This window comes from Ruegeria sp. BI7, from assembly GCF_056537925.1.
In genome coordinates this window covers 75,589-95,430 of record NZ_JBQFSK010000009.1, presented here as the reverse complement: position 1 = coordinate 95,430, position 19,842 = coordinate 75,589, and the positions used below count along the sequence as shown (strand labels likewise).

At 54.4% G+C, this 19,842-nt stretch carries 20 protein-coding genes; 14 read left to right on the top strand and 6 right to left on the bottom strand.

All coding sequences use genetic code 11. From position 1 onward, the window contains the following. Nucleotides 1-4 precede the first annotated feature (4 nt). Genes ACR0JB_RS17600 through ACR0JB_RS17585 form a run of 4 tightly spaced genes read left to right on the top strand, consistent with a single transcriptional unit; the run spans nt 5 to nt 4,930 of the window. Nucleotides 5-1,627 (top strand): dihydroxyacetone kinase subunit DhaK, encoded by a 1,623-nt coding sequence (locus ACR0JB_RS17600; RefSeq protein WP_480790142.1) that lies wholly within the window; start codon nt 5-7, stop codon nt 1,625-1,627. Nucleotides 1,628-1,634: 7 nt separating this feature from the next. After that, nucleotides 1,635-2,693 carry a LacI family DNA-binding transcriptional regulator gene (locus ACR0JB_RS17595; RefSeq protein WP_170362209.1) on the top strand — a complete coding sequence of 353 codons (1,059 nt, stop codon included), beginning with the start codon at nt 1,635-1,637 and terminating at the stop codon, nt 2,691-2,693. A gap of 27 nt (nt 2,694-2,720) precedes the next feature. Further along, nucleotides 2,721-3,776, top strand: coding sequence for a sugar phosphate isomerase/epimerase family protein (locus tag ACR0JB_RS17590; RefSeq protein WP_170397452.1), 1,056 nt, complete (start codon nt 2,721-2,723; stop codon nt 3,774-3,776). Further along, nucleotides 3,776-4,930 (top strand): Gfo/Idh/MocA family protein, encoded by a 1,155-nt coding sequence (locus ACR0JB_RS17585; protein WP_217354390.1) that lies wholly within the window; start codon nt 3,776-3,778, stop codon nt 4,928-4,930. The genes ACR0JB_RS17590 and ACR0JB_RS17585 overlap by 1 nt, the downstream gene beginning before the upstream one ends. A gap of 524 nt (nt 4,931-5,454) precedes the next feature. Here ACR0JB_RS17585 and ACR0JB_RS17580 read toward each other — a convergent pair. Continuing rightward, a complete protein-coding gene (locus tag ACR0JB_RS17580) occupies nt 5,455-6,009 on the bottom strand; it encodes a TetR/AcrR family transcriptional regulator (RefSeq protein WP_170507079.1) in 555 nt (184 codons plus the stop codon). A 194-nt stretch (nt 6,010-6,203) separates the two neighbouring features. On the opposite strand from ACR0JB_RS17580, the gene gntH reads away from it, so the two are divergent. From gntH to ACR0JB_RS17560, 4 genes are all read left to right on the top strand, one after another. Continuing rightward, nucleotides 6,204-7,331, top strand: a complete 1,128-nt coding sequence (gene gntH, locus ACR0JB_RS17575) for a guanitoxin biosynthesis MBL fold metallo-hydrolase GntH (protein WP_170507076.1) — start codon at nt 6,204-6,206, stop codon at nt 7,329-7,331. 107 nt (nt 7,332-7,438) lie between these two features. Then, entirely contained in the window at nt 7,439-8,347 is a 909-nt protein-coding gene (locus tag ACR0JB_RS17570; RefSeq protein ID WP_480785850.1) for a transporter, read from the top strand. Between the two features lie 91 nt (nt 8,348-8,438). Further along, entirely contained in the window at nt 8,439-10,157 is a 1,719-nt protein-coding gene (locus ACR0JB_RS17565) for a hypothetical protein (protein ID WP_170397460.1), read from the top strand. Nucleotides 10,158-10,176: 19 nt separating this feature from the next. Then, nucleotides 10,177-11,433, top strand: a complete 1,257-nt coding sequence (locus ACR0JB_RS17560; RefSeq protein WP_170425515.1) for a HupE/UreJ family protein — start codon at nt 10,177-10,179, stop codon at nt 11,431-11,433. A gap of 158 nt (nt 11,434-11,591) precedes the next feature. On the opposite strand, the gene ACR0JB_RS17555 is transcribed toward ACR0JB_RS17560, so the two are convergent. Further along, nucleotides 11,592-12,632 carry a nuclear transport factor 2 family protein gene (locus ACR0JB_RS17555; RefSeq protein ID WP_254443033.1) on the bottom strand — a complete coding sequence of 347 codons (1,041 nt, stop codon included), beginning with the start codon at nt 12,630-12,632 and terminating at the stop codon, nt 11,592-11,594. Between ACR0JB_RS17555 and ACR0JB_RS17550 the strand changes: the two genes are divergently transcribed. After that, nucleotides 12,625-12,915, top strand: a complete 291-nt coding sequence (locus ACR0JB_RS17550) for a winged helix-turn-helix transcriptional regulator (RefSeq protein ID WP_254437428.1) — start codon at nt 12,625-12,627, stop codon at nt 12,913-12,915. The genes ACR0JB_RS17555 and ACR0JB_RS17550 overlap by 8 nt on opposite strands. Nucleotides 12,916-13,216: 301 nt before the next feature. On the opposite strand, the gene ACR0JB_RS17545 is transcribed toward ACR0JB_RS17550, so the two are convergent. Further along, on the bottom strand, nt 13,217-13,435 hold the full coding sequence (locus ACR0JB_RS17545; protein ID WP_480790141.1) for a GDCCVxC domain-containing (seleno)protein: 219 nt from the start codon (nt 13,433-13,435) through the stop codon (nt 13,217-13,219). A 4-nt stretch (nt 13,436-13,439) separates the two neighbouring features. Further along, nucleotides 13,440-13,763, bottom strand: coding sequence for a hypothetical protein (locus tag ACR0JB_RS17540; RefSeq protein ID WP_480790140.1), 324 nt, complete (start codon nt 13,761-13,763; stop codon nt 13,440-13,442). Between the two features lie 89 nt (nt 13,764-13,852). On the opposite strand from ACR0JB_RS17540, the gene ACR0JB_RS17535 reads away from it, so the two are divergent. From ACR0JB_RS17535 to ACR0JB_RS17525, 3 genes are all read left to right on the top strand, one after another. After that, entirely contained in the window at nt 13,853-14,242 is a 390-nt protein-coding gene (locus ACR0JB_RS17535) for a MerR family transcriptional regulator (protein WP_480790139.1), read from the top strand. A 148-nt stretch (nt 14,243-14,390) separates the two neighbouring features. Further along, nucleotides 14,391-15,023, top strand: a complete 633-nt coding sequence (locus tag ACR0JB_RS17530; RefSeq protein WP_480790138.1) for a tyrosine-type recombinase/integrase — start codon at nt 14,391-14,393, stop codon at nt 15,021-15,023. 365 nt (nt 15,024-15,388) lie between these two features. Beyond that, the gene (locus tag ACR0JB_RS17525) at nt 15,389-16,051 is read left to right on the top strand and encodes a L,D-transpeptidase (protein WP_480790160.1); all 663 of its coding nucleotides are present in this window, start codon (nt 15,389-15,391) and stop codon (nt 16,049-16,051) included. 35 nt (nt 16,052-16,086) lie between these two features. Here the strand turns inward: ACR0JB_RS17525 and ACR0JB_RS17520 are convergent, their stop codons facing one another. Next, on the bottom strand, nt 16,087-16,350 hold the full coding sequence (locus ACR0JB_RS17520) for a hypothetical protein (protein WP_480790137.1): 264 nt from the start codon (nt 16,348-16,350) through the stop codon (nt 16,087-16,089). A gap of 195 nt (nt 16,351-16,545) precedes the next feature. Between ACR0JB_RS17520 and ACR0JB_RS17515 the strand changes: the two genes are divergently transcribed. After that, nucleotides 16,546-18,894 carry a heavy metal translocating P-type ATPase gene (locus tag ACR0JB_RS17515; protein ID WP_480790136.1) on the top strand — a complete coding sequence of 783 codons (2,349 nt, stop codon included), beginning with the start codon at nt 16,546-16,548 and terminating at the stop codon, nt 18,892-18,894. Nucleotides 18,895-18,959: 65 nt separating this feature from the next. Further along, nucleotides 18,960-19,469 (top strand): L,D-transpeptidase family protein, encoded by a 510-nt coding sequence (locus tag ACR0JB_RS17510; RefSeq protein ID WP_480790135.1) that lies wholly within the window; start codon nt 18,960-18,962, stop codon nt 19,467-19,469. Between the two features lie 138 nt (nt 19,470-19,607). Here the strand turns inward: ACR0JB_RS17510 and ACR0JB_RS17505 are convergent, their stop codons facing one another. Further along, nucleotides 19,608-19,775, bottom strand: coding sequence for a hypothetical protein (locus ACR0JB_RS17505; protein ID WP_480790134.1), 168 nt, complete (start codon nt 19,773-19,775; stop codon nt 19,608-19,610). Nucleotides 19,776-19,842 lie beyond the last annotated feature (67 nt).

The window sequence follows — 19,842 nt, the reverse complement described above, 5'->3', positions numbered from 1 at the left end:
AAGCATGGCCCAGTTCCTCAACACAAAAGAAACCCTGGTGACAGAGGCCATTGATGGTCTTCTAGCCTCCTCCGGAGGGCAACTTACCCGATTGGACGGATACCCGCATATCAAGGTTGTCTACCGGTCGGATTGGGACAAGTCGAAAGTCGCCTTGGTTTCTGGTGGAGGGTCTGGCCACGAACCCGCCCATGCGGGCTTTGTTGGTGCTGGTATGCTTACGGCCGCGGTCTGCGGGGAAGTCTTTGCATCCCCATCAGTCGAAGCGGTTTTGGCGGGCATTCTTGCGGTCACGGGTGAAGCTGGGTGCCTGCTGATCGTCAAGAATTACACCGGTGACCGGCTGAACTTTGGACTAGCGGCTGAACGCGCCCGTGCATTGGGTCGCAAGGTAGAGATGGTCGTCGTTGATGATGACATCGCCCTGCCCGACCTTCCGCAACCACGTGGCGTGGCAGGTACGTTGTTCGTGCACAAAATAGCCGGAGCGCTTGCAGAAAGTGGTGCTGATCTGGACACCGTCACCGCCGCAGCAAGACGCACCATAGCCAAGGTCGTCAGCATCGGTATGAGCCTGGACACCTGTACTGTTCCGGGATCTCCGAAAGAAGACAGGATCGCCCCCGGGAAAGCAGAGCTTGGCTTGGGTATCCATGGCGAGCCCGGTGTACAGCAAGTCGAATTCTCAAATGCTGTATCGGCTATGTCCACAGTTGTGGAGAAGCTGAAACAACGGGTGGGGTCCGGGGATTGTGTGGCGTTGGTCAACAACCTGGGTTCTACAACGCCGCTGGAAATGGCTGTCCTCACGCATGCGCTGGCCGAAACTGGTATTGCCCACCATATCATTGGCCCGGCCCCAATGATGACATCGCTGGATATGCACGGGTTTTCTGTTTCTATTCTGCCGGTAGGTCAGGACGATTTATCGGCGCTTAAAGCGCCTGTTGACCTGGCGGCTTGGCCCGGCGTCAATTCCATCGACTCGATAAAAGTAGCGCCTTTGCCTGATGGTTTGACTCCAATCGATCCAATTCCTTCGAACAATCCCTCCACAAGGGAAACGATCACCCGGTTGTCTGAACTGCTCATCAACGCAGAGAAGAACCTGAACGAGCTGGACGCGAAATCCGGAGATGGCGATACGGGAAGCACACTCGCCACTGCCGCAAGAGCTTTGCAAGGTAGCCTTGACCGCATGCCGCTTGCTGATCTGACGCAACTATTTCCGGCACTAGGCAATGAGTTAAGCCAGACAATGGGTGGTTCTTCCGGCGTGATACTCGCAATTTTCTTCAACGCAGCTGGCGATGCCTGTGCGAGCGGGGCTTCGGTACCGAAGTCTCTGGTCGAAGGACTGAACCGCGTCAGTCAGGTTGGGGGTGCCAAGGTCGGTGATAGGACAATGATTGACGCCCTGGCACCAGCACTTGCCGCACTACCATCTGGTCTGACGCATGCAGCCGAGGCTGCCCGCGAAGGCGCGAACAACACCGCAAATATTCGTCGTGCGAAGGCGGGCCGCGCGGCCTATGTTCCCGAAGAAAACCTAGTTGGACATAACGATCCCGGCGCTGAAGCTGTTGCTTTGTTGTTTGAAGGCTTAGCACGGGAGATTGAGGGCTGAAGAACACGTGGAAGATCAAAAACAAAAACTAGAATTGGTGAAAAAGCCAACCGTTAATGACATCGCTCGCGTGGCGGGTGTCAGCCTGGCGACCGTTGATCGGGTCTTGAACAGGCGCCCCGGCGTGCGAGCAGTGACTGTACAGAAAGTACAGAAGGCGATTGATCAGCTGGGGTATGTGCGCGACACCGCCGCAGCCAACCTAGCGCGAAACCGCGTCTACAATTTCCTCTTTGTTTTACCAGACACGGACAACGAGTTTGTGGAGGCAATAAGCAGTCAGATCGCTGAACAAACACGTGACCAATTTATCCAACGGACGCGCATTGCAGTAAAGAACGTCGCTCCGTTCGAGCCGCAAGATATCGTCAACATTTTAGATGCCGTCGAAAGTTTGGACGTTGACGGAGTCGCCGTTTTCGGGCCCGAAACGCCTTCTGTCCGCGACGCTGTAAAAAGGCTCAGGGACAAAGGCGTTCCGGTTGTTGCCTTGGTGTCTGACTTGCCAAGTTCTGAGCGAGACCACTTTGTCGGAATTGATAACGTTTCGGCAGGACGAACCGCCGCTCAGCTGATGGGAAGATTTGTCCATCGTGAAGGCAAGGTCTTGGTTCTTACAGGATCCCGTTTGGCGCGTGACCACCTGGAGCGTCGTCAAGGCTTTGACCTTGTTGTGGCTGAGGAATTTCCGAACCTGGAAGTCGTAGCGTCTGTCGAGGGCCGGGATGACCCGGATCTGATTTACAGGATGATGCCCGAAATCTTTGAAACCTATCCGGATCTGGTCGGAATATACTCGTCAGCAGCGGGCAATGCGGGCCTGATTCAATTTCTTTCAGAGAACAAACTCAGCAAAGATCTGGTGATCATAGCTCATGAGCTTACTCCGCTCAGTCGTGAGGCGCTTAGGCTTGGCACATTTGACGCCTTAATCTCGCAAGATACCGGGCACATTGTTCGTTCTGCCGTCCGTCTATTGCGCGCAACTTCGGACAAGGTTCCGTTCAACAAAGCACAGGAACGTATCCGTATCGACATCTATCTGAAGGAAAATTTACCGCCATAGAGGCTCAGGTTTTGGGGAGGAAATTTTATGAAAACAATCAAAGGTCCAGCTTTGTTTCTTGCGCAATTCGCGGGGGACGAAGCGCCGTTCAATTCGTGGGACGCGATCACTAAATGGGCGGCTGACTGTGGATACAAGGGCGTTCAGGTTCCTAGTTGGGATGGCCGGTTGTTCGACCTGGAACAAGCCGCATCCAGCGCCAGTTATTGCGATGACTTCAAAGGCAAAGCCAAGGAAAATGGCGTCGACGTCACTGAACTTTCAACCCACCTTCAGGGCCAACTTGTGGCCGTTCACCCGGCCTATGACAGCGCGTTTGATGGTTTTGCAGCCGAAAGCGTCAGAGGAAACCCGAAAGCCCGGCAAGAATGGGCGGTAGACCAAGTTAAAAAAGCGCTATCTGCTTCGAAAAACTTGGGTATTGCAGCGCATGCGACATTCTCAGGCGCATTGGCATGGCCCTATGTCTATCCTTGGCCGCAGCGCCCTGCTGGCTTGATCGAAACGGCATTCGAGGAGCTTGCTCGTCGTTGGGTGCCAATACTGGATCACGCCGAGGAATGCGGCGTTGACGTCTGTTACGAAATTCACCCAGGTGAGGACCTCCACGACGGCGTGACGTACGAGATGTTTCTTGAACGGACAGGCAATCACCCACGTGCTTGCATGTTGTACGACCCGTCGCACTACGTGCTGCAATGCCTCGACTATCTGGACAATATCGACATCTACAAAGATCGGATCCGGATGTTCCATGTCAAAGATGCCGAGTTTAACCCGACCGGCCGGCAGGGTGTTTATTCCGGGTATCAAAGCTGGGTCGATCGTGCCGGGCGCTTCCGGTCGCTTGGTGATGGCCAGGTGGATTTCGGGGCGGTGTTTTCAAAGATGGCGGCGAATGACTTTGATGGTTGGGCAGTTGTCGAATGGGAATGCTGCCTCAAACACCCCGAGGATGGAGCGCGTGAAGGCGCTCAGTTTGTGTCAGATCACATTATCCGTGTGACCGAGAAAGCCTTTGATGATTTTGCTGATGGTGGCGCAGACGAAGCAGCCAATCGTAAAATGCTGGGGATTGAATGATGGTCACAGGACGCAATGAAGAAACCTCAGGCCGCATTCAACTTGGCATGGTTGGCGGCGGGAACGACGCCTTCATAGGTGGCGTTCATCGAATAGCGGCGCGACTGGACGACAAGTTTGAATTGGTTGCCGGTGCTTTGTCTTCGACGCCAGAGAAATCTCTTGAAAGTGGTCAGGCGTTGGGGCTCGAACGGGTCTATGAAGACTTCAAACAAATGGCGACAAGGGAAGCCCGACTGAAATCCGGGATTGAGGCGGTCTCAATTGTCACGCCAAATCACGTCCACTATGCATCCGCGCGCGAGTTCCTGAAACGCGGTATTCACGTAATTTGTGACAAGCCACTCACCTCGACCCTTGCCGATGCAAAAAAGCTGGTCAAAGCAGCGGAAAGCGCGAATGCCCTATTCATACTGACCCATAACTATACGGGCTATCCAATGGTCCGGCAGGCACGTGAAATGGTTGCTAACGGAGAAATTGGCAAGATCCGCGTGGTTCAGGTTGAATACCCCCAGGACTGGCTGACCGAGCAGCAGGATTTCAAACAGGCTGAGTGGCGAACCGATCCCGAACGCTCGGGCGCGGGTGGATCAACCGGTGACATCGGGACTCATGCTTACAACCTCGCTTGCTTTGTAACCGGGCTGAAGGCGGAAAGCTTGGCGGCGGACTTGCAGGCCTTTGTGCCGGGGCGCAAAGTCGATGACAACGCGCACGTGTTGCTTCGATTCGAAGGTGGAGCGCGCGGTATGCTGTGGTCGTCTCAGGTGGCCCCCGGCAATGAAAACGCACTTCGTTTACGCGTCTATGGCGAAAAAGGTGGGTTTGAGTGGTCTCAGGAAGATCCCAATTATCTTTGGTTTACGCCATACAACGAACCCAAGCGTTTGATCACCCGAAATGGTGCTGGTGCTGGTGACGCAGCCAATCGGTTGAGTAGAGTTCCTCCGGGACATCCCGAGGGATATCTTGAGGGGTTCGCGAATATCTATGGAGAGGCAGCAGAGGCAATCCAAGCCTTCCGAAATGGGATTTCACCTGACGGGTCGGTTGTTTATCCAACGGTTCATGACGGACTCAATGGTGTTAAATTTGTGGCCGCATGCGTGCAAAGCTCTTCAAGGAATGCGGCTTGGGTCAGCTTAACTTAAAATCTGATTGTGGGCATAAGGCAGAAATCTTGGAAGGCAGCACGGGTATCTGCCAAAAACCGAAGCGCACCCAACCTATAGATGAACACTTCGGAACAACAAACCACGAACGTCTTTGAACGGCAGCTATGTGGCCCTGTTACTTGTTGCAGTTTGGCAGAATTGTACAATCACAAATGACAGCGGGCCTTCTGCGGACCGAACAAACCATCATTTCAACTCCTCAGAAAACCGTCATTGATCCTATGTGCATAGAACGCCTGCGATGAGCCCAATTTGACCGATGCTGCGCGATGCCCCAATTACAGCAATGCACAGGAAGCGGACATTGCAAAGTTGTGCGGTCCACTCTCAACCGAACTATCAGACCCGCCGGTTGCGAACTGCTGGCATCCAAAAACCGGTGACTTCTGGGCGGCGGCTTTCAAGCCAAACGACGGTATAAATGCCCCAATAGCCCAAATGAACCGATCAGTCTGAAATCGGTTCAGCAAACGAGGTGCTATTGGAAACAACTTAAAAGACTATGCCACCAATACGCGCCAGTGCCGGTCGAGAATGTCGGCCCAGTCGTTGCGTTTCCTAAGCCCATTTGTTGTTTCACCCATCAGCGTCATTACCATCATGCGTCCGCGGACCTCGGCTTCTTTTGGTTCAAACCCTGCCTCTTGGAACAGCCAGGCCGAAAATTCAAACCGCCGGTCCATAGCACGCTTGTAGCTTAATGCCGCATCCGCATCGGACTTTGCCCAGACCGCTATGGCCCCGTCAGGTCTGGATGCATCTTCGCGAATGACCTGCTGCATCAACAGCCTGATCCGTTCCTCCGGAGGGCCTTCAAATTTTAATGCATCCTCAATGATGTGCCCGGTCAAAGCTTCTTCCCAATAAGCCAAAACCGCGTCGAGCAAATCTTTTATATTCTTGAAATGCCAATAGAAACTGCCGCTCGTCAGTCCCAGCCTGCGTGCAATCGCAACCACCTTCACGCCTTCTATTCCGCGCTCTCTTAAAACGTCCAGCGTCGCTAGTAGCCAATCCTCGCGTGACGCTTTTTCTTTTTTTTCAATTGCTGCCATTTGGCTTCCATAGAGGTCTCTATTGACATAGAGGACTCTACGGAACTACCGTAGAGATGTCTATGGGAAACTGAAGAATCACGAATACGTGATAAAATCAGTTTCGTCATAAGGGAGGGGGAACTATGAACAGATTACTCATTTCCACGACAAGTGCGATTTTAGCGTTGGGATTGGCAGTCAGCGGAACTGCATTGGCGCAAAACATGCTGCCTACGGGCCGTACCGCTACTGCAATCGAAGACGGAACCTATCCGGCGTCCTATTTTCCCAACACTGAAATTCTCGGCGAGAACGAGATGCGGATCACCGCGTTGGGCACAGGAATGCCAAACCAAACAAAAGCGGCCGTTTCCATTTCGTTTTTAGTCGAATTGGGCAACGGGGATATCTTTCTTTTCGACGTCGGTACGGGATCTACAGGGAACCTGTTTTCGCTGCGCCCGGACTTTTCCAAGGTCGACAAAGTCTTTTTCAGCCATCTGCATGTAGACCATGTTGGCGATTTCATGGGACTTCACGTTGGCGGTTGGCTTTCGGGCCGCTACACCCCGCTTCGAATTTTCGGCCCGTCCGGATCGGAGGAGGAACTGGGCACCAAGGCCTATGTAGACGGTATGTCCAAAGCCTATGCCTGGGACCTTGCGACCAGAACCGGGGCATTGCCAGACGAGGGAGCGAAGCTTGAAGTCACAGAGTTCGACTACATGCAGGAGAACGAGATCGTTTACCAAGAAAACGACGTTACCATTCGTTCCTGGCCGGCGATCCACAGCCTCGATGGCTCAGTCAGTTATTCCCTTGAATGGAATGGGTTAAAGTACGTTTTCGGCGGGGACACATACCCGAACAAATGGTATGTCGAATATGCCAAAGACGCAGACCTTGCCTCTCACGAAGCTTTCCTCCCGCCAGATGCCCTGGCCCCTTATTTTGGCTGGGACATGAAACAGGCAACTTATGTGGCCACCCGCGTCCATACCGAACCGGCGGCTTTCGGCAAAGTTATGTCTGCTGTCAAGCCTCGTATGGCATTGGGGTACCATTCGGTTCTTTCCCCGGAAAACTACCAGGCGATTTTGGAAGGTGTTCGGTCGACATATGACGGGCCATTGACGCTTGCGCGCGATCTTCAGGTGATCAATGTCACAAAGGACCAGATCGTTGTCCGAGAGGCCAGTGTTGATGATTATGCCTTACCCCCGGCAGTCAGCGACGAATATATCAACGCGCCTCGTTCCAAGGAAAAAGAGCCATCGGACAAAGTGACTGCTGGTAAGTGGGAAGGTTACACTCCGCCACCAATGCCTGACGACAATTAATTCAGCTGCGAATGGTGCGTCCTCTCAGGGCGCACCTGCTGTCTGATCGCCAATAGGTGTCTGCAAGGCAGCCCGAAAATCTGAATGGATGCGCTTGTTGTAATGCAATGACAGCGGATCGAATTTTCTCTGCTCAGTGGCTGGCAGTGTCAGACAATTTCACCCCAAGCGACTTAGGATCAATGTTCCGAGGAAAGAGTGATGTGATGCGAAACCCTACCAACCCTCTGATGTCTTGTTCGCCCCGACTGCAAGCGATGGTTTCAGTTGTCCTGCTCGCCTTACTCTCGAACGCTGCGATGGCTGCAGAAGACTCCGACTTGGCCAAGCAATTGTCGAACCCATTGGCATCGTTGATCTCGGTTCCGTTCCAATTTAACTACGATACCGGTTACGGAAGTGCTGAGGGCGATCAAACAACTCTGAACATTCAGCCTGTGATACCGTTTTCGCTCAGTGATGATTTGAACCTGATCACCCGGACCATCATTCCCTACAAATGGCAAAACGATGTTTCCGGCATGTCCGGAAAGAACCAGGGGTTCGGAGATTCGACGGTAAGCCTATGGTTTAGTCCGACCAAATCGTCATTCACTTGGGGGGTCGGACCGATCTTCTATTTACCGACATCGAGTGACCGCGAACTTGGCGTGGGAGAATGGGGTGGCGGTATAACCGGCGTCATTCTGGTTCAGGAGGGGCCTTGGACCGTTGGAGGGCTTGCCAACCACATCTGGTCCTTCGAAAGTGACAAAATCAACTCGACTTATGTCCAGCCCTTCCTGGCGCACACCACCCAGGATGCCTGGACATACACGGTAAATTCTGAATCTACCTATGACTGGAACACGGATGAGTGGACCGCCCCTGTGAACCTCATGATTTCAAAGCTGGTCAAGATTGGGGAACAACGCGTGTCCCTGCAGGCTGGCGCACGCTACTACCTGACGTCGCCTGAAACCGGTCCTGATGGTTGGGGAACTCGGCTGTCAGCGACACTCGTGTTCCCGAAGTAATTTGAAGGAGGGCGTGACAGCGTTTGTACGGCTAATGTCCAAACTGTGTTTACAGATCAGATGCCTTTTGACGATATGTGTGGTTTCCGTTTTGACGACTGCCGCTAGGGGCGATGTGACTCCGTTTAGCGGGGCTGAAGTCGCAAACAACATCGCTGTATTCCACATCGACGATGAAGGCATTCGCCTTGAACTGGAGGTTTATCCTCAAGACCTGGCAGTTTTCGCAGGGTCATTTCCAATAGGAAAGTTGCCAGATTTACAACCATTCCCAGTTGCGCACAAAACTGTTCTTGAAGATCTGTCGGTCATCCGCTCTGACGGTACTCAATTGCCGATTAAATTCGTAACCGCCGAACGACGTGAGAGAGTTGATCGTGCCTCACCTCTCGCCGGTATGACGGACCCAATCTCCGGTGGCGTATTTCCAGCACCACCAGAAAATCCTGACATTATCTATATAGAAGCGTTCTTTGACTTTGACGGTCGGAAACCCGAGACGCTGATCATCCGCCCTCCGACAAACGATGATACTGGTCCTTCCGCATCGATTGGCTTCATGGTCTTTGATCGCGAAGTTCCGGTCACGCGGTTCAGCTTTCTCAACAAAGAATCGCGACTTACAATCAACTGGTCGGACCCCTGGTTCACCGCATTCGTCAACGCAAACCTCAACCGCTCAGCACAGAACGGAACCACATCATATCTGTATGTCGCTCCGCGCGAGCTTCGCCACGAAATCCTAATCCGGTCTCGTGATCTTGCGCCTTGGATAGATCAAAGCCTAATAACCGGATTCAAACTGGATCCTGCGTTACAGTCACAGATTCTTGCGGATGCTCTGAAAAAATTCGCAACCAAAAACCCGGTCGCCATCGAGGGAGAACAGGTAATGCCTTCCCACGTACGCGGTTCATTCCTGACGCTCGGGGAACGCGGGTTTCAGGTTGTTGAGGATCCCTTAATGCTTAACGCAGATACGACGTTCATCGGCGTGATATTGTCTTATCCTATTTCAGCTTTGCCAAAAAAGGCGTCTGTCACCTGGGACATGTTCGACGATACTATCCGCAAGGTTCCTGTGACGCTGACAGATGTTGCTGGTCCATTCCTGGATTGGGCGACGCCGGAGAGTGCCAAGATCACGTGGGAAAACCACCTGAAACGATATGTCGAGCCTGAGGTATCTTCGGTGAAGGCTCGGGATATCGTGTTTGTACCGCTTTTGGCGTTGTTCGCTGTCAGCCTTTCGATTGTGATCGGCCTGATCGCCATACTAATATCCCAGAAGCGCCAGCAGGTTGGGTTATCCGTGCTGTCAATCGGCTGCCTTCTTATCGGCTTGGTATTCTGGAATTCCCGATCCGTCTCATTTTTAAGCCCGACTTCTGATCACCCTGCGGATCACATCGCGACGGATGCTTTTTCACGGCTCATTGCCAACGTCTATGTTGCAGCCCTCGAAGTGTCGCCAGAAAAACGTAGTGAGGCCCTGGCTCCAATCGTTCTGAATGTTGACCTTGTTGAGGTATCTACAGAACTGGAAGCAAGCTTGGCGATCCGGGTGCCCGGTGGGGGTCTCGCGCAGATCGCAGAGGTCACGGATGTCATCATCGTAGACGGCGGATTGAATAGATACGGTGCGTTTGAAGGCGTTGCGCAATGGCGGGTCGACGCGCGCGCAGGCCATTGGGGCCATGATCACCGTCGCAGAGTGGAATACCGCGCAAGGGTCGAGTTCCGACCTGAGCAAGGCAACTGGAAACTTGGAGCAATCACTGTGCTGGAGGCGCGCGCACCGGATGTCTAAGCAGATAAGCAGAGCTTTGTTGGTTCTTGCCACGACCTGCGTGATAGTGTTTGCGGTTGCGAGCCACGCGCATTTTTTACTGAACCTGAACGTTCGGGTATTCCACATTGAACACACCGACGACGGATTGCGTATCCATCTTCGACTGCCGATGCCTTACCTTGTCGCGGACAAAACGGGAGCAATTGGAACAGATGGCCTTCCATCCGCTGCTCCGTTTACGACAAATGCCCTTGAGGACGGCAATGTCGTGCATTTTGCCGACACCGCTCAACTGGATGCTGACCCGCTCGGGCTCGGTCGAATCGCTGAGGCCGGAACAATTGTCGAAGTGCAAGGTCAGCGCGTAGCAGGAAACGTGGAGTCTGTGGCAATCCATCGGGTGGGCGAAGAACCGGGATTTGCTACTCTGAACGAGGCCCAAAAAGCGGTGTTTGAGGGATCAACTCTGTCGCTCGATCTGCCTGTATTTGTTGGCGATGTCATCGTCGATGTCACCGTACGGTATGACCTGAAAACCACCCCGTCTACCTATGCGCTGTCAAACGCTCTGAACCCCGGATTGCCAGACCAGGAAATGACCGCGAACCTCATCCTCGACTACGGCTCCAGCGACCCACTGGTCTTTCGAACGCGGGGCCTGATGGAAGACCCGGTCGAGGTTTCAAGGTCCAGTTTCGCAGGTATCGTGTCGTTCATTTGGGAGGGCGTGCGCCACATTCTCGAAGGCATCGACCATGTACTGTTTGTAGTTTGCCTTGTCATCGGCGCCCCTGAACTGCGCGCGCTACTCTGGCGTGTCACCGGTTTTACCGTTGGTCACAGCGTAACACTTTCGCTTGGCTTCTTCGGCTATGTTCCATCCGGCGCATGGTTTGTCCCTTTAGTAGAAACAGGGATTGCGCTCTCAATCATCTACGCGGCTGTTCTGGCGGTCAGACGAGACAGATCGGGACCAAGCGCCAACAGAAAAGTTTTCGTGGTGACCGTCCTGATGGGGCTACTTCACGGCCTGGGCTTTAGTTTCGTGCTGCATGAAATTCTGCAAGTGACGTCGCCCAATATTTGGCAGAGCCTATTGGCATTCAACTTCGGCGTGGAAGTTGGTCAGGTCGCAATCGTTCTGGTAACGTGGCCGCTTCTAAACGCGATTTCAAAATTTGGTCCAACTCCTGAGTTTACGCTCAGAGTTTCGATTGCAATCGGCTGCGGCGCAATTGCGAGTTGGTGGACATTCGAACGTGGGAAAGACTTTCTGGACTTACTTTCAATTTAGCCGGTTACGAACGACAGCTTTGGGCTGCCACCCGGTACTGATGGGAATAGCCGAGAACGGCCATCTCGGCACACAGTGCTTGCTACAACGTTCCAATCGAAGGTCCGTTTTTTGATTGGCGGGCCCGCAAATTGCGACCCGCCATTTCTCTCCGGATATTAGAACTTGCCGTTCCCGTGCACCATTTCCGCGGGGGTGGGTGAAACAACGTCCCAGTGTTCGACTATCTTGCCATCCTCGACGCGCCATAGGTCGAAGAAAGCCCAAGGTTTTTCGCTGACGGTGGCATCCGAGGCGACAAAGACAAAGTTGCCTTCCGCTACTACAATCTGAGGCTCGAATTTAGTAATGACATTGCCCTGCTCAGCCCAGGCCTTGGTGCCCTCCATCAGCCCATCTATCCCATCAGCAAGCATTGGATTGTGCTGCATGTAGACCTCGGAATACATAGGGGCCTTCTCTGGTGCGGCACCACCCAAGACATCGCGCACAAATCCGAGAACCAATGCTTTGTTTTCCTCGGTTTTGTCGAGATTGGTGATTTCGGTTGGCCCACCGGTCATACCTCGGCCAGACACCGTTGTTTCCGGAACCGGCTGCAAATTGTCCCAATGCTCGGCGACTTTGCCATCCTCCACCCGGAATATGTCGAATGCGGCAAGGGTAGTTGCGCCAAACGCATCAGCATTTTCAAAAGTGCTGTGCAATACGACCATATCGCCTTCGGTGATGACGCGATGGGTGGTGCCAGTCATTCCGGATTGCTCGACCAAAGGTATCAGGCCAACCAAACCCTCAGCTCCGGTTGGGATTTGTGGGTTATGCTGGATATAATCCGGGGTAACGAGCTGCCGCGCAGCTTCCGGGTCGTGATCGGCAAAGGCTGCTGTAAAGAGTGCGATTACAAGTTCCTTGGGAGACATGGATTTATCCTTTGATTCATATCCTCTCGATATGTAGTAGCAAAACCATACCATATTGCAATTACGTACTTTGAACTGACTTAGTACGCTCAACACTACTCCCATAGCAGTCAGGGAGTTGCGTAGGAACTGATGCGGCGTTACTGTGTCATGCAGTTGTGAAACAATACCAGAGACTGAGATGCTACCAATAGGTGTTGCAAACAAAGCAGAAGCCTCCAACTGCTCCATCCGTTCTGTGCTTTCCAACGTGACGGGCAAATGGCGGATGATCATCGTCCTCGCGCTGGAGGATGAGCCGAAACGCTTTGGTGACCTCAAGCGCTGCATCGGAGACGTCACACAAAGTGTGCTAACCGAAAACCTGCGTGGACTGCAGCGCGACGGCTACCTAACCCGCACCGTCGATCCCGGACCTCCAGTAGCTGTATCTTATGAATTGACGCCTTTGGGCCGCAGCTTACTCGAGATATTAAAGCCGCTCGTCTTCTGGTCACATGAACAGATGGATGAAGTCAGACAATTTAGAATGCAATTTGATCGTGAGCAGGCGAGTTGACCTCAAAGCGGACTTATTGCTGACGACTTCGGGCGACGGCTCTGTCCTCACCTTACCAGTTCATGGGACGCGCGGCGAAAGTCGATCCATCCCAGACCGACCCTTGGTGCAAATCGCGGCGAAGGAGCCTGACGAGCCCGATCTGTGAATTCGAAATTCTCGCTGCGCGCGCTCGCAGCACAGATTTTGTCGCGTGTGCGTCATCATGAGCTCGACAATGCGGCGTAACAAGCGGCCATTCGTGCCGGACGCAGCGAGATTTCGTTAGGCAATGAGCATTGCTCGGACACCGCGGACTTTGTCATCCGCAACAACTATCGCCATTCTGGATCGGCGGGCAAGGCACCGTGGCATAGGAGCAGTAGACACAACAATCCCCTTCCAACGGCTTCAAGACCGCTGAGCAAGACTTGCATTCATAGAACCACTGGCAAGCATCCGTCGGCATTATTTCGGTTTCGCTGTGACCGCATTTCGGGCACGTCAGGGTGCTTTCAAGCACTACAGTTTGCTCTGTCATTGTTTCACATCTGCATTATCAGGTAGTCGTTGATCCGGGCCTCGTTAATGACGCCGATCCAAGCTAACGCGGTGATTGCGGTCGTCCCCGAAAGCCACCATTTCAACTTTGGTAGGGAACCGCGCTGATAAGATACAAGCCACGATATAGCGACAAGCGCCGTCGAAATCGCCAATACGTAGTAGCTTGCCGCCGCGATCTTTCCGAAAATGGCCAGCCAACTGCCTCCTAGTCCCAGCAACATCATTGTCATGGGCAATACACAGCAAGTCGCAACGCCAAGTGCTGACAGTGATCCCAGATAACTAACGCTAAGGTACTTCTGCATTTCATTCCCTTGACTAGTTGGAGTTGTCGAAGTGTCAGCCTCTCGTATAACTTCTGTAGTCGCTACAGGATCAAGACGGGAAATCTCACATGTTTGCGATTGGGGAAGCGTCCCGACAAAGCGGTGTCGGCATTGAAACGATCCGCTACTATGAACGCGAAGGGATCGTGCCCAAACCAGAACGGGCACCGAATAACCGGCGGATGTACTCCGCGCACGATGTTGGAAGGCTTCGTTTCCTAAAAAAATGCCGTGATTTGGGCTTTCCACTAGCCGATACAAAGACGCTTCTCAGCCTGTCCGAAGGCGACGGAGAGGATTGCCGATCCGTAAAAGAGCTGGCTGAGCTTCATATCTTCAATGTGCGTGAAAAGATAAACGAGCTGAAGCGATTGGAAGCGGCGCTGAACGAACTCACAGCAAACTGTGACAGCGGGAATGTCTCTTGCCCCTTGCTCTCAATACTGCGTACCGCCTAATGAAACTTTGAGCTCAGTGCCGCCCGATGCAGACGCAGCGACACTCAAAGGGTGCGCATTCTGACACCCGCATTCCGACAAGTAGTAGACTTCGATGGTCAGCGCGGTGCTGATGTCTGGGTCTGGCGGGAGGATTGGAGGGCACAATATGCCAAGAATCCAACTTCCCGCTGTCACCCCGAAACGAAGTGCTTGGAACAAGGGCCGGATAATCGGGCAGAAGAGGCCACTGTTGCCTAAACAGGTCTGGGCTATCCGGGCGCGACTCGAACTGAGGAGCAACCTGCGCGATCTTGCGCTATTCAACGTGGCGATTGATAGCAAGCTTCGCGGATGTGATTTGGTCAAGCTCGCTGTCGCCGACTTGGTTAGGGATGACCGCGTTCGCGAAAGGGTGTCCGTGATCCAGAGCAAGACAAAGCGACCGGTTCAGTTCGAGCTCTCTGAAAACACGCGGGATACGATTATCGCGTGGATCAGGTCGCCGGAAATGATTAGTTGCCGCTTCATGTTTCCAAGTCGGTTTCACGACCGCCCACATATCTCAACCCGCCAATATGGCCGGCTTGTTCGGGATTGGGTGGCCGCGATTGGGCTGGAACCCAGCGGATACGGAACCCACTCGCTGCGCCGAACCAAAGCAGCGGAGATATACCGGAAAACCGGAAATCTCAGAGCGGTTCAACTGCTGCTCGGACACACAAAAGTTGACAGCACTGTCAGATACCTCGGCGTCGAACTTGAAGATGCGCTGAGTATCGCTGAGCAGATTGACATCTGAACCACGTTGGCGGGCGGCTCTTGCCGTTCGCCAATCCGGGCCAGACCTACATTCGCGCCGCAGCCGTGGTTCGGATCAAGCACATTGAAGAAGTGTCAGATTTTCGCTGCGAGTGTTCGTAGCACAGTACCTTCTGCAGAGGCTTATAACTACCAGCAGCCTGACCGTGGAAATACCAGCTATTCATGCATCGTAGGGCAACACTTAATGACCCATGCCGGTGAGAAGTAAGACACAGAGGTCAATGGTCAATCTGCACAAAATAAAAACCACTTGAAGCTCTAGCTGCTAGAGGCATTATGGTCATCCTTTGATTGCTGGATTGTTGCGCCAGCAGAACATGATTGAAGATTTGGACCTGGACCATGCTGACGAGACGCCATTTCATACAAACAACCACCGCGCTGTTTTCAGCGTCGGTATCCAGCCCGCTGTTGGCTAAGACTTGGCCAACGGGTTCGCAAAAGTCCGCCTGGGACGCTCAAGTCACACCGCCTGGATATGATTCTGCCACAACAAACCCTTGGGGTGTGCACGAACGTTTTCTGCCGCGGCGGGTCACTGCGAATGATGGCCTGGTGCCGGGTGATATTCATGTCGATGCGGTGGCGCGGTATCTCTATCATATCGAGGAAGGCGGCACGGCGATGCGCTATGGCGTCGCCATAGCGCGCGGAAATCTATACGAGCCGGGAACCTATACGATCCGGCGCAAGGTTGAATGGCCGCATTGGACCCCAACAGCGTCCATGATCGAGCGCAATCCGGAATACGCGGAATTCAGGAATGGGATGGAACCCGGGCCGACCAATGCGCTCGGGTCCCGGGCGCTTTATCTATTCGTTGGCAACCGCGATACCTATCTGAGGATCCATGGCACGCCGCAACCAAGAAGCATTGGTGGACGCGCAAGCTCCGGCTGCGTCCGCATGATCATGGCGCATATCAACGATCTTTATCCAACCGTCAAAGTCGGCTCGACCGCATATCTATACTCAGCCGAGGACAGCGTTACCGCGCAAACGTAATGGCCACCGAAAGTGAATTGGCGACCGCCCGATTGTCACGCCTCACGTGCGACACAGATCGGGCCGCCATTTTTGGCGCGCAACGGTACCAGGGTCGTCTCGACCGGCCCGCTATGGGCATACCAATAACAATTGTCTTGTGGAACGAGGCGCGCAGTCGCCAGGTCCTGCCCCGGAGCAGCAAGCGCCACAACGGAATCCGGCAAGTTTCCAATCTGGTTTTCCGCATCAAACTGTGAGGTGCAACCGGCGGTGACGGACAGCGCTGCAACGACTGCTAAAATCTTTTTGTTCTGCATGTAGCTTTTTCCGATCAATATTTCGAATCGTTGCCGGAAAGGTCGCACCGGTGTTGATGACCCGCAAGCCGCAATGGCGTCGGCATGTTCTACGAGACAGCACATAATTTGAAAATTACCGACATTTTGGTCTTGAAGCTCTAGTTGCTGTAGGAATTATCTGTTTCTGATCACGGAAAATCTTGAGGTATTTTCATGCCGTCCGACAGCCATAGCCACAATCACAATCGTGATCATGATGCCATTCAAGGCCACCATTGCTGTGGCGGCGAAGCCGACGCAGCTGTAGCGCCGTCCGGGCCAGCTCAGGTCAATGGTCGGAGCTTTCAGGTCTCGGGTCTCGACTGCGCCGAAGAGGTAGCGATCCTGAACCGGGTCGTCGGACCGAAGGTCGGTGGAACAGACCATATCGCGTTCGATGTGATCAACGGGCGGATGACGTTACTTGAAACTGCAGCAAGAATCTCTGATGACGAGATCGAGCAGTTGGTCGCCAGCACCGGGATGAGTGCCAAGCCCTGGAACGATGAGAATGCCGCCGAAGATCAGGCGGCGCATATCGCGCGGCAGCGACGTTTCACAATGCTCAGCGGTGGTTTCTGGGCCGCGGGTTTCCTGTGGCATCTGGTCGAAACCGGAATGGGTGGTGCGCTCGGGTTGTTTTCAGGACATGGCGACGTGCAGATGCCCTTGCCGGAGGCGGCGTTGTTCGCCGTTGCAATCCTGTTTGGCGTCTGGCTGGTGGCCCCCAAGGCCTGGTCCTCAGCGCGGCGGCTTTCGCCTGACATGAACTTGCTGATGGTTGTTGCCGTCTGCGGCGCGATCGGTCTGGGAGAGTTTTTCGAGGCCGCAACGGTTGCCTTCTTCTTTTCACTCTCTCTCTATCTGGAAAGCTGGAGCGTCGGGCGCGCGCGCAATGCCGTCTCGGCGCTGCTTGATCTTGCACCACCAACGGCTCTGGTGGTGCGACCGGATGGTCGGGAGGAGGTGGTTCCGGCGGCCGAGGTGATTGTCGGCGACAGTTTCATCGTGCGCGGGGGCGACCGCATTCCGTTGGATGGTGAGGTCATTGACGGTGCTGGCGCCGTCGATCAGGCGCCGATCACCGGTGAAAGCGCCCTTGTGCCCAAGGAACAAGGCGACGAGGTCTATGCCGGTACCATCAATGGCGAAGGCACCCTTACAGTACGTGCCTCAAAGACGGCGTCGGACACTGTTCTGGCTAAGATCATCCGCATGGTCGGCGATGCCCATGCCCGGCGCGCGCCGGTGGAACAATGGGTGACCAAATTCGCCCGTATCTATACGCCGATCGTGATGATCATCGCGGTTGTCATCGCTCTGGCTCCGCCGCTTGCTTTTGGTGCACCCTGGGGTTTCTGGATCTATAACGCGCTGGTCCTGCTGGTTATCGCCTGCCCCTGCGCGCTGGTGATCTCGACGCCGGTTTCCATCGTCGCGGCACTGACTGCATCGGCGCGGGCCGGAGTGCTGATCAAAGGCGGTGCCTATATCGAGGCCCCCGGCAGGACTACGGCACTGGCCATGGACAAGACCGGAACAATCACCATGGGCGAGCCTGAAGTGGCGCTTGTTCATCCCCTCGGCGGCGCGTCCGTTCAGGATCTGCTGGCCAGCGCGGCCAGCCTTGAGGTGCGATCTTCGCACCCGCTGGCGCGTGCCATCCTGACACGGGCCGAGGCCGAGGGCATCGTGATTTCCGCTGCGGAAGATACCCGTACAATACCGGGCCGGGGTCTGGAAGGCCGTGCCGAGGGCCGCTCAATCTGGCTGGGCTCGGATCGTTTTGCCATCGAAAAGGGATTTGGCGATGACATCCCGACCGGTCTGCGCAACCAGATCGAAGGCGCGGGCAGTACACTGGTGGTTGTCGGTGGCGAAACCGGGGTCATGGGTGTTCTGGAAGTGCGTGATCGTATTCGGCCTGACGCCAAACAAATCGTGGCAAAGCTGCACGCGCAGGGCGTGAAAACGATTGTCATGCTGACAGGCGACAACGAGCGCACAGCGCGGGCTGTGGCCGCCGAGGTCGGCATTGACGAAGTGCGCGCCGAACTGTTGCCTGAAGACAAGGTGACGGCAATTGAGGAACTGGCCACGCGTCATGAGATGGTGGCCATGATCGGCGACGGCGTAAACGACGCGCCGGCCATGGCGCGGTCGCACTATGCCATCGCCATGGGGGCCGTCGGCTCGGATGCAGCGATCGAAACAGCGGATATTGCGCTGATGACAGATGATATCGGCAAGGTGCCGTGGCTCATCGGACATTCGCGCCGGACCATGTCGATCATCCGTCAGAACATCGGTTTCTCGCTTGCGACGAAGGCAGTGTTCGTGGGCCTCACGAGTGTAGGCATGGCTTCAATGTGGGGTGCCATCGCGGCAGATGTCGGTGTTTCGCTGCTGGTTGTGGCCAATGCGCTGCGCCTGCTGAGGGCAGACGAAGACAAGGCTGGGCCGCGTGGAGGACACAGGGTTAGCGAACCTCTGGCGAAGAGCACTGTGGCGCATGAACGTTGATCGGGTTCTGACCTCGTGGTATCAAATCCACATAGGAGACCTCTAAAAAGAGGCATAGAGCAGTGATGGTTGGCAAACTTCCGAGACGACTTTTCCTTTTGGGTGGTGTGACGGCATTCCTGTCGGGATGCGCGAACAAGTTCCGCTCTTATACAGGGCCAAAAGTCACACGGCTGCGCCTGTACAAGTCGGAGAGATTGCTGGTTCTGGATGGAGCGGAGGGAGTGTTGCGCACCTATCCGGTCGACCTTGGCTTCGCGCCAAGTGGACACAAGCAGTTCGAGGGCGACGGGCGAACACCCGAAGGCGCTTATGTCATTGACCGGCGAAATCCGGACAGTCTGTTCCATTTGTCCATTGGTATTTCATACCCGAATGAAGCAGACCGCGCTTTTGCTGAGGCGCAGGGCAAGTCGCCGGGAGGTGACATCTTCATTCATGGCGGCCCGCGACGAGGCATTGATCCGATGGATAAGCGAGACTGGACAGCCGGGTGCATCGCGGTCACCGACCGCCAGATCGAAGAGATCTACGCAATGGTGCCTGACGGAACGCCCATCGACATTATTGCATGATGGGGGCGTGAACTCCCACGACAATTCAAAATCTGGTCTTCACCAGATATTGTCATCGACGTGAGCCGCACAGGCCACTACACGTCGACACGGTTTCCTGATGGGGCGCTCCATCCCGTCGCAGGGGCAAGAGCTGCGTTAGGAAACCAGACGCAAAATGGCCAGCGAAGCCAAAAAGGTAAGCAGGCCAAATGCGATACCGTATCCTGTTGCGTATTGAAGTATGTCAAACCGGTTTCCGTTTCTCCGTTTGGCCAGTAAGCCACCCCAGAATGCACCACCCAAGGCGCCTGCGATTGCCATCATATCTAATCCTCTGTTTTCGCGTTCTGAATTGAGATCGGGGCCGTCAGCAACGCATAGCAAGATCTGC

Excerpts from the sequence above, each read along its gene's own strand:
- ACR0JB_RS17600 (WP_480790142.1), top strand. The coding sequence starts at position 5 with ATGGCCCAGTTCCTCAACACAAAAGAAACCCTGGTGACAGAGGCCATT.
- ACR0JB_RS17590 (WP_170397452.1), top strand. The coding sequence starts at position 2,721 with ATGAAAACAATCAAAGGTCCAGCTTTGTTTCTTGCGCAATTCGCGGGG.
- ACR0JB_RS17585 (WP_217354390.1), top strand. The coding sequence starts at position 3,776 with ATGGTCACAGGACGCAATGAAGAAACCTCAGGCCGCATTCAACTTGGC.
- ACR0JB_RS17580 (WP_170507079.1), bottom strand. The coding sequence starts at position 6,009 with ATGGCAGCAATTGAAAAAAAAGAAAAAGCGTCACGCGAGGATTGGCTA.
- ACR0JB_RS17570 (WP_480785850.1), top strand. The coding sequence starts at position 7,439 with ATGACAGCGGATCGAATTTTCTCTGCTCAGTGGCTGGCAGTGTCAGAC.
- ACR0JB_RS17550 (WP_254437428.1), top strand. The coding sequence starts at position 12,625 with ATGATCATCGTCCTCGCGCTGGAGGATGAGCCGAAACGCTTTGGTGAC.
- ACR0JB_RS17555 (WP_254443033.1), bottom strand. The coding sequence starts at position 12,632 with ATGATCATCCGCCATTTGCCCGTCACGTTGGAAAGCACAGAACGGATG.
- ACR0JB_RS17545 (WP_480790141.1), bottom strand. The coding sequence starts at position 13,435 with ATGACAGAGCAAACTGTAGTGCTTGAAAGCACCCTGACGTGCCCGAAA.
- ACR0JB_RS17540 (WP_480790140.1), bottom strand. The coding sequence starts at position 13,763 with ATGCAGAAGTACCTTAGCGTTAGTTATCTGGGATCACTGTCAGCACTT.
- ACR0JB_RS17535 (WP_480790139.1), top strand. The coding sequence starts at position 13,853 with ATGTTTGCGATTGGGGAAGCGTCCCGACAAAGCGGTGTCGGCATTGAA.
- ACR0JB_RS17530 (WP_480790138.1), top strand. The coding sequence starts at position 14,391 with ATGCCAAGAATCCAACTTCCCGCTGTCACCCCGAAACGAAGTGCTTGG.
- ACR0JB_RS17525 (WP_480790160.1), top strand. The coding sequence starts at position 15,389 with ATGCTGACGAGACGCCATTTCATACAAACAACCACCGCGCTGTTTTCA.
- ACR0JB_RS17520 (WP_480790137.1), bottom strand. The coding sequence starts at position 16,350 with ATGCAGAACAAAAAGATTTTAGCAGTCGTTGCAGCGCTGTCCGTCACC.
- ACR0JB_RS17515 (WP_480790136.1), top strand. The coding sequence starts at position 16,546 with ATGCCGTCCGACAGCCATAGCCACAATCACAATCGTGATCATGATGCC.
- ACR0JB_RS17510 (WP_480790135.1), top strand. The coding sequence starts at position 18,960 with ATGGTTGGCAAACTTCCGAGACGACTTTTCCTTTTGGGTGGTGTGACG.
- ACR0JB_RS17505 (WP_480790134.1), bottom strand. The coding sequence starts at position 19,775 with ATGATGGCAATCGCAGGCGCCTTGGGTGGTGCATTCTGGGGTGGCTTA.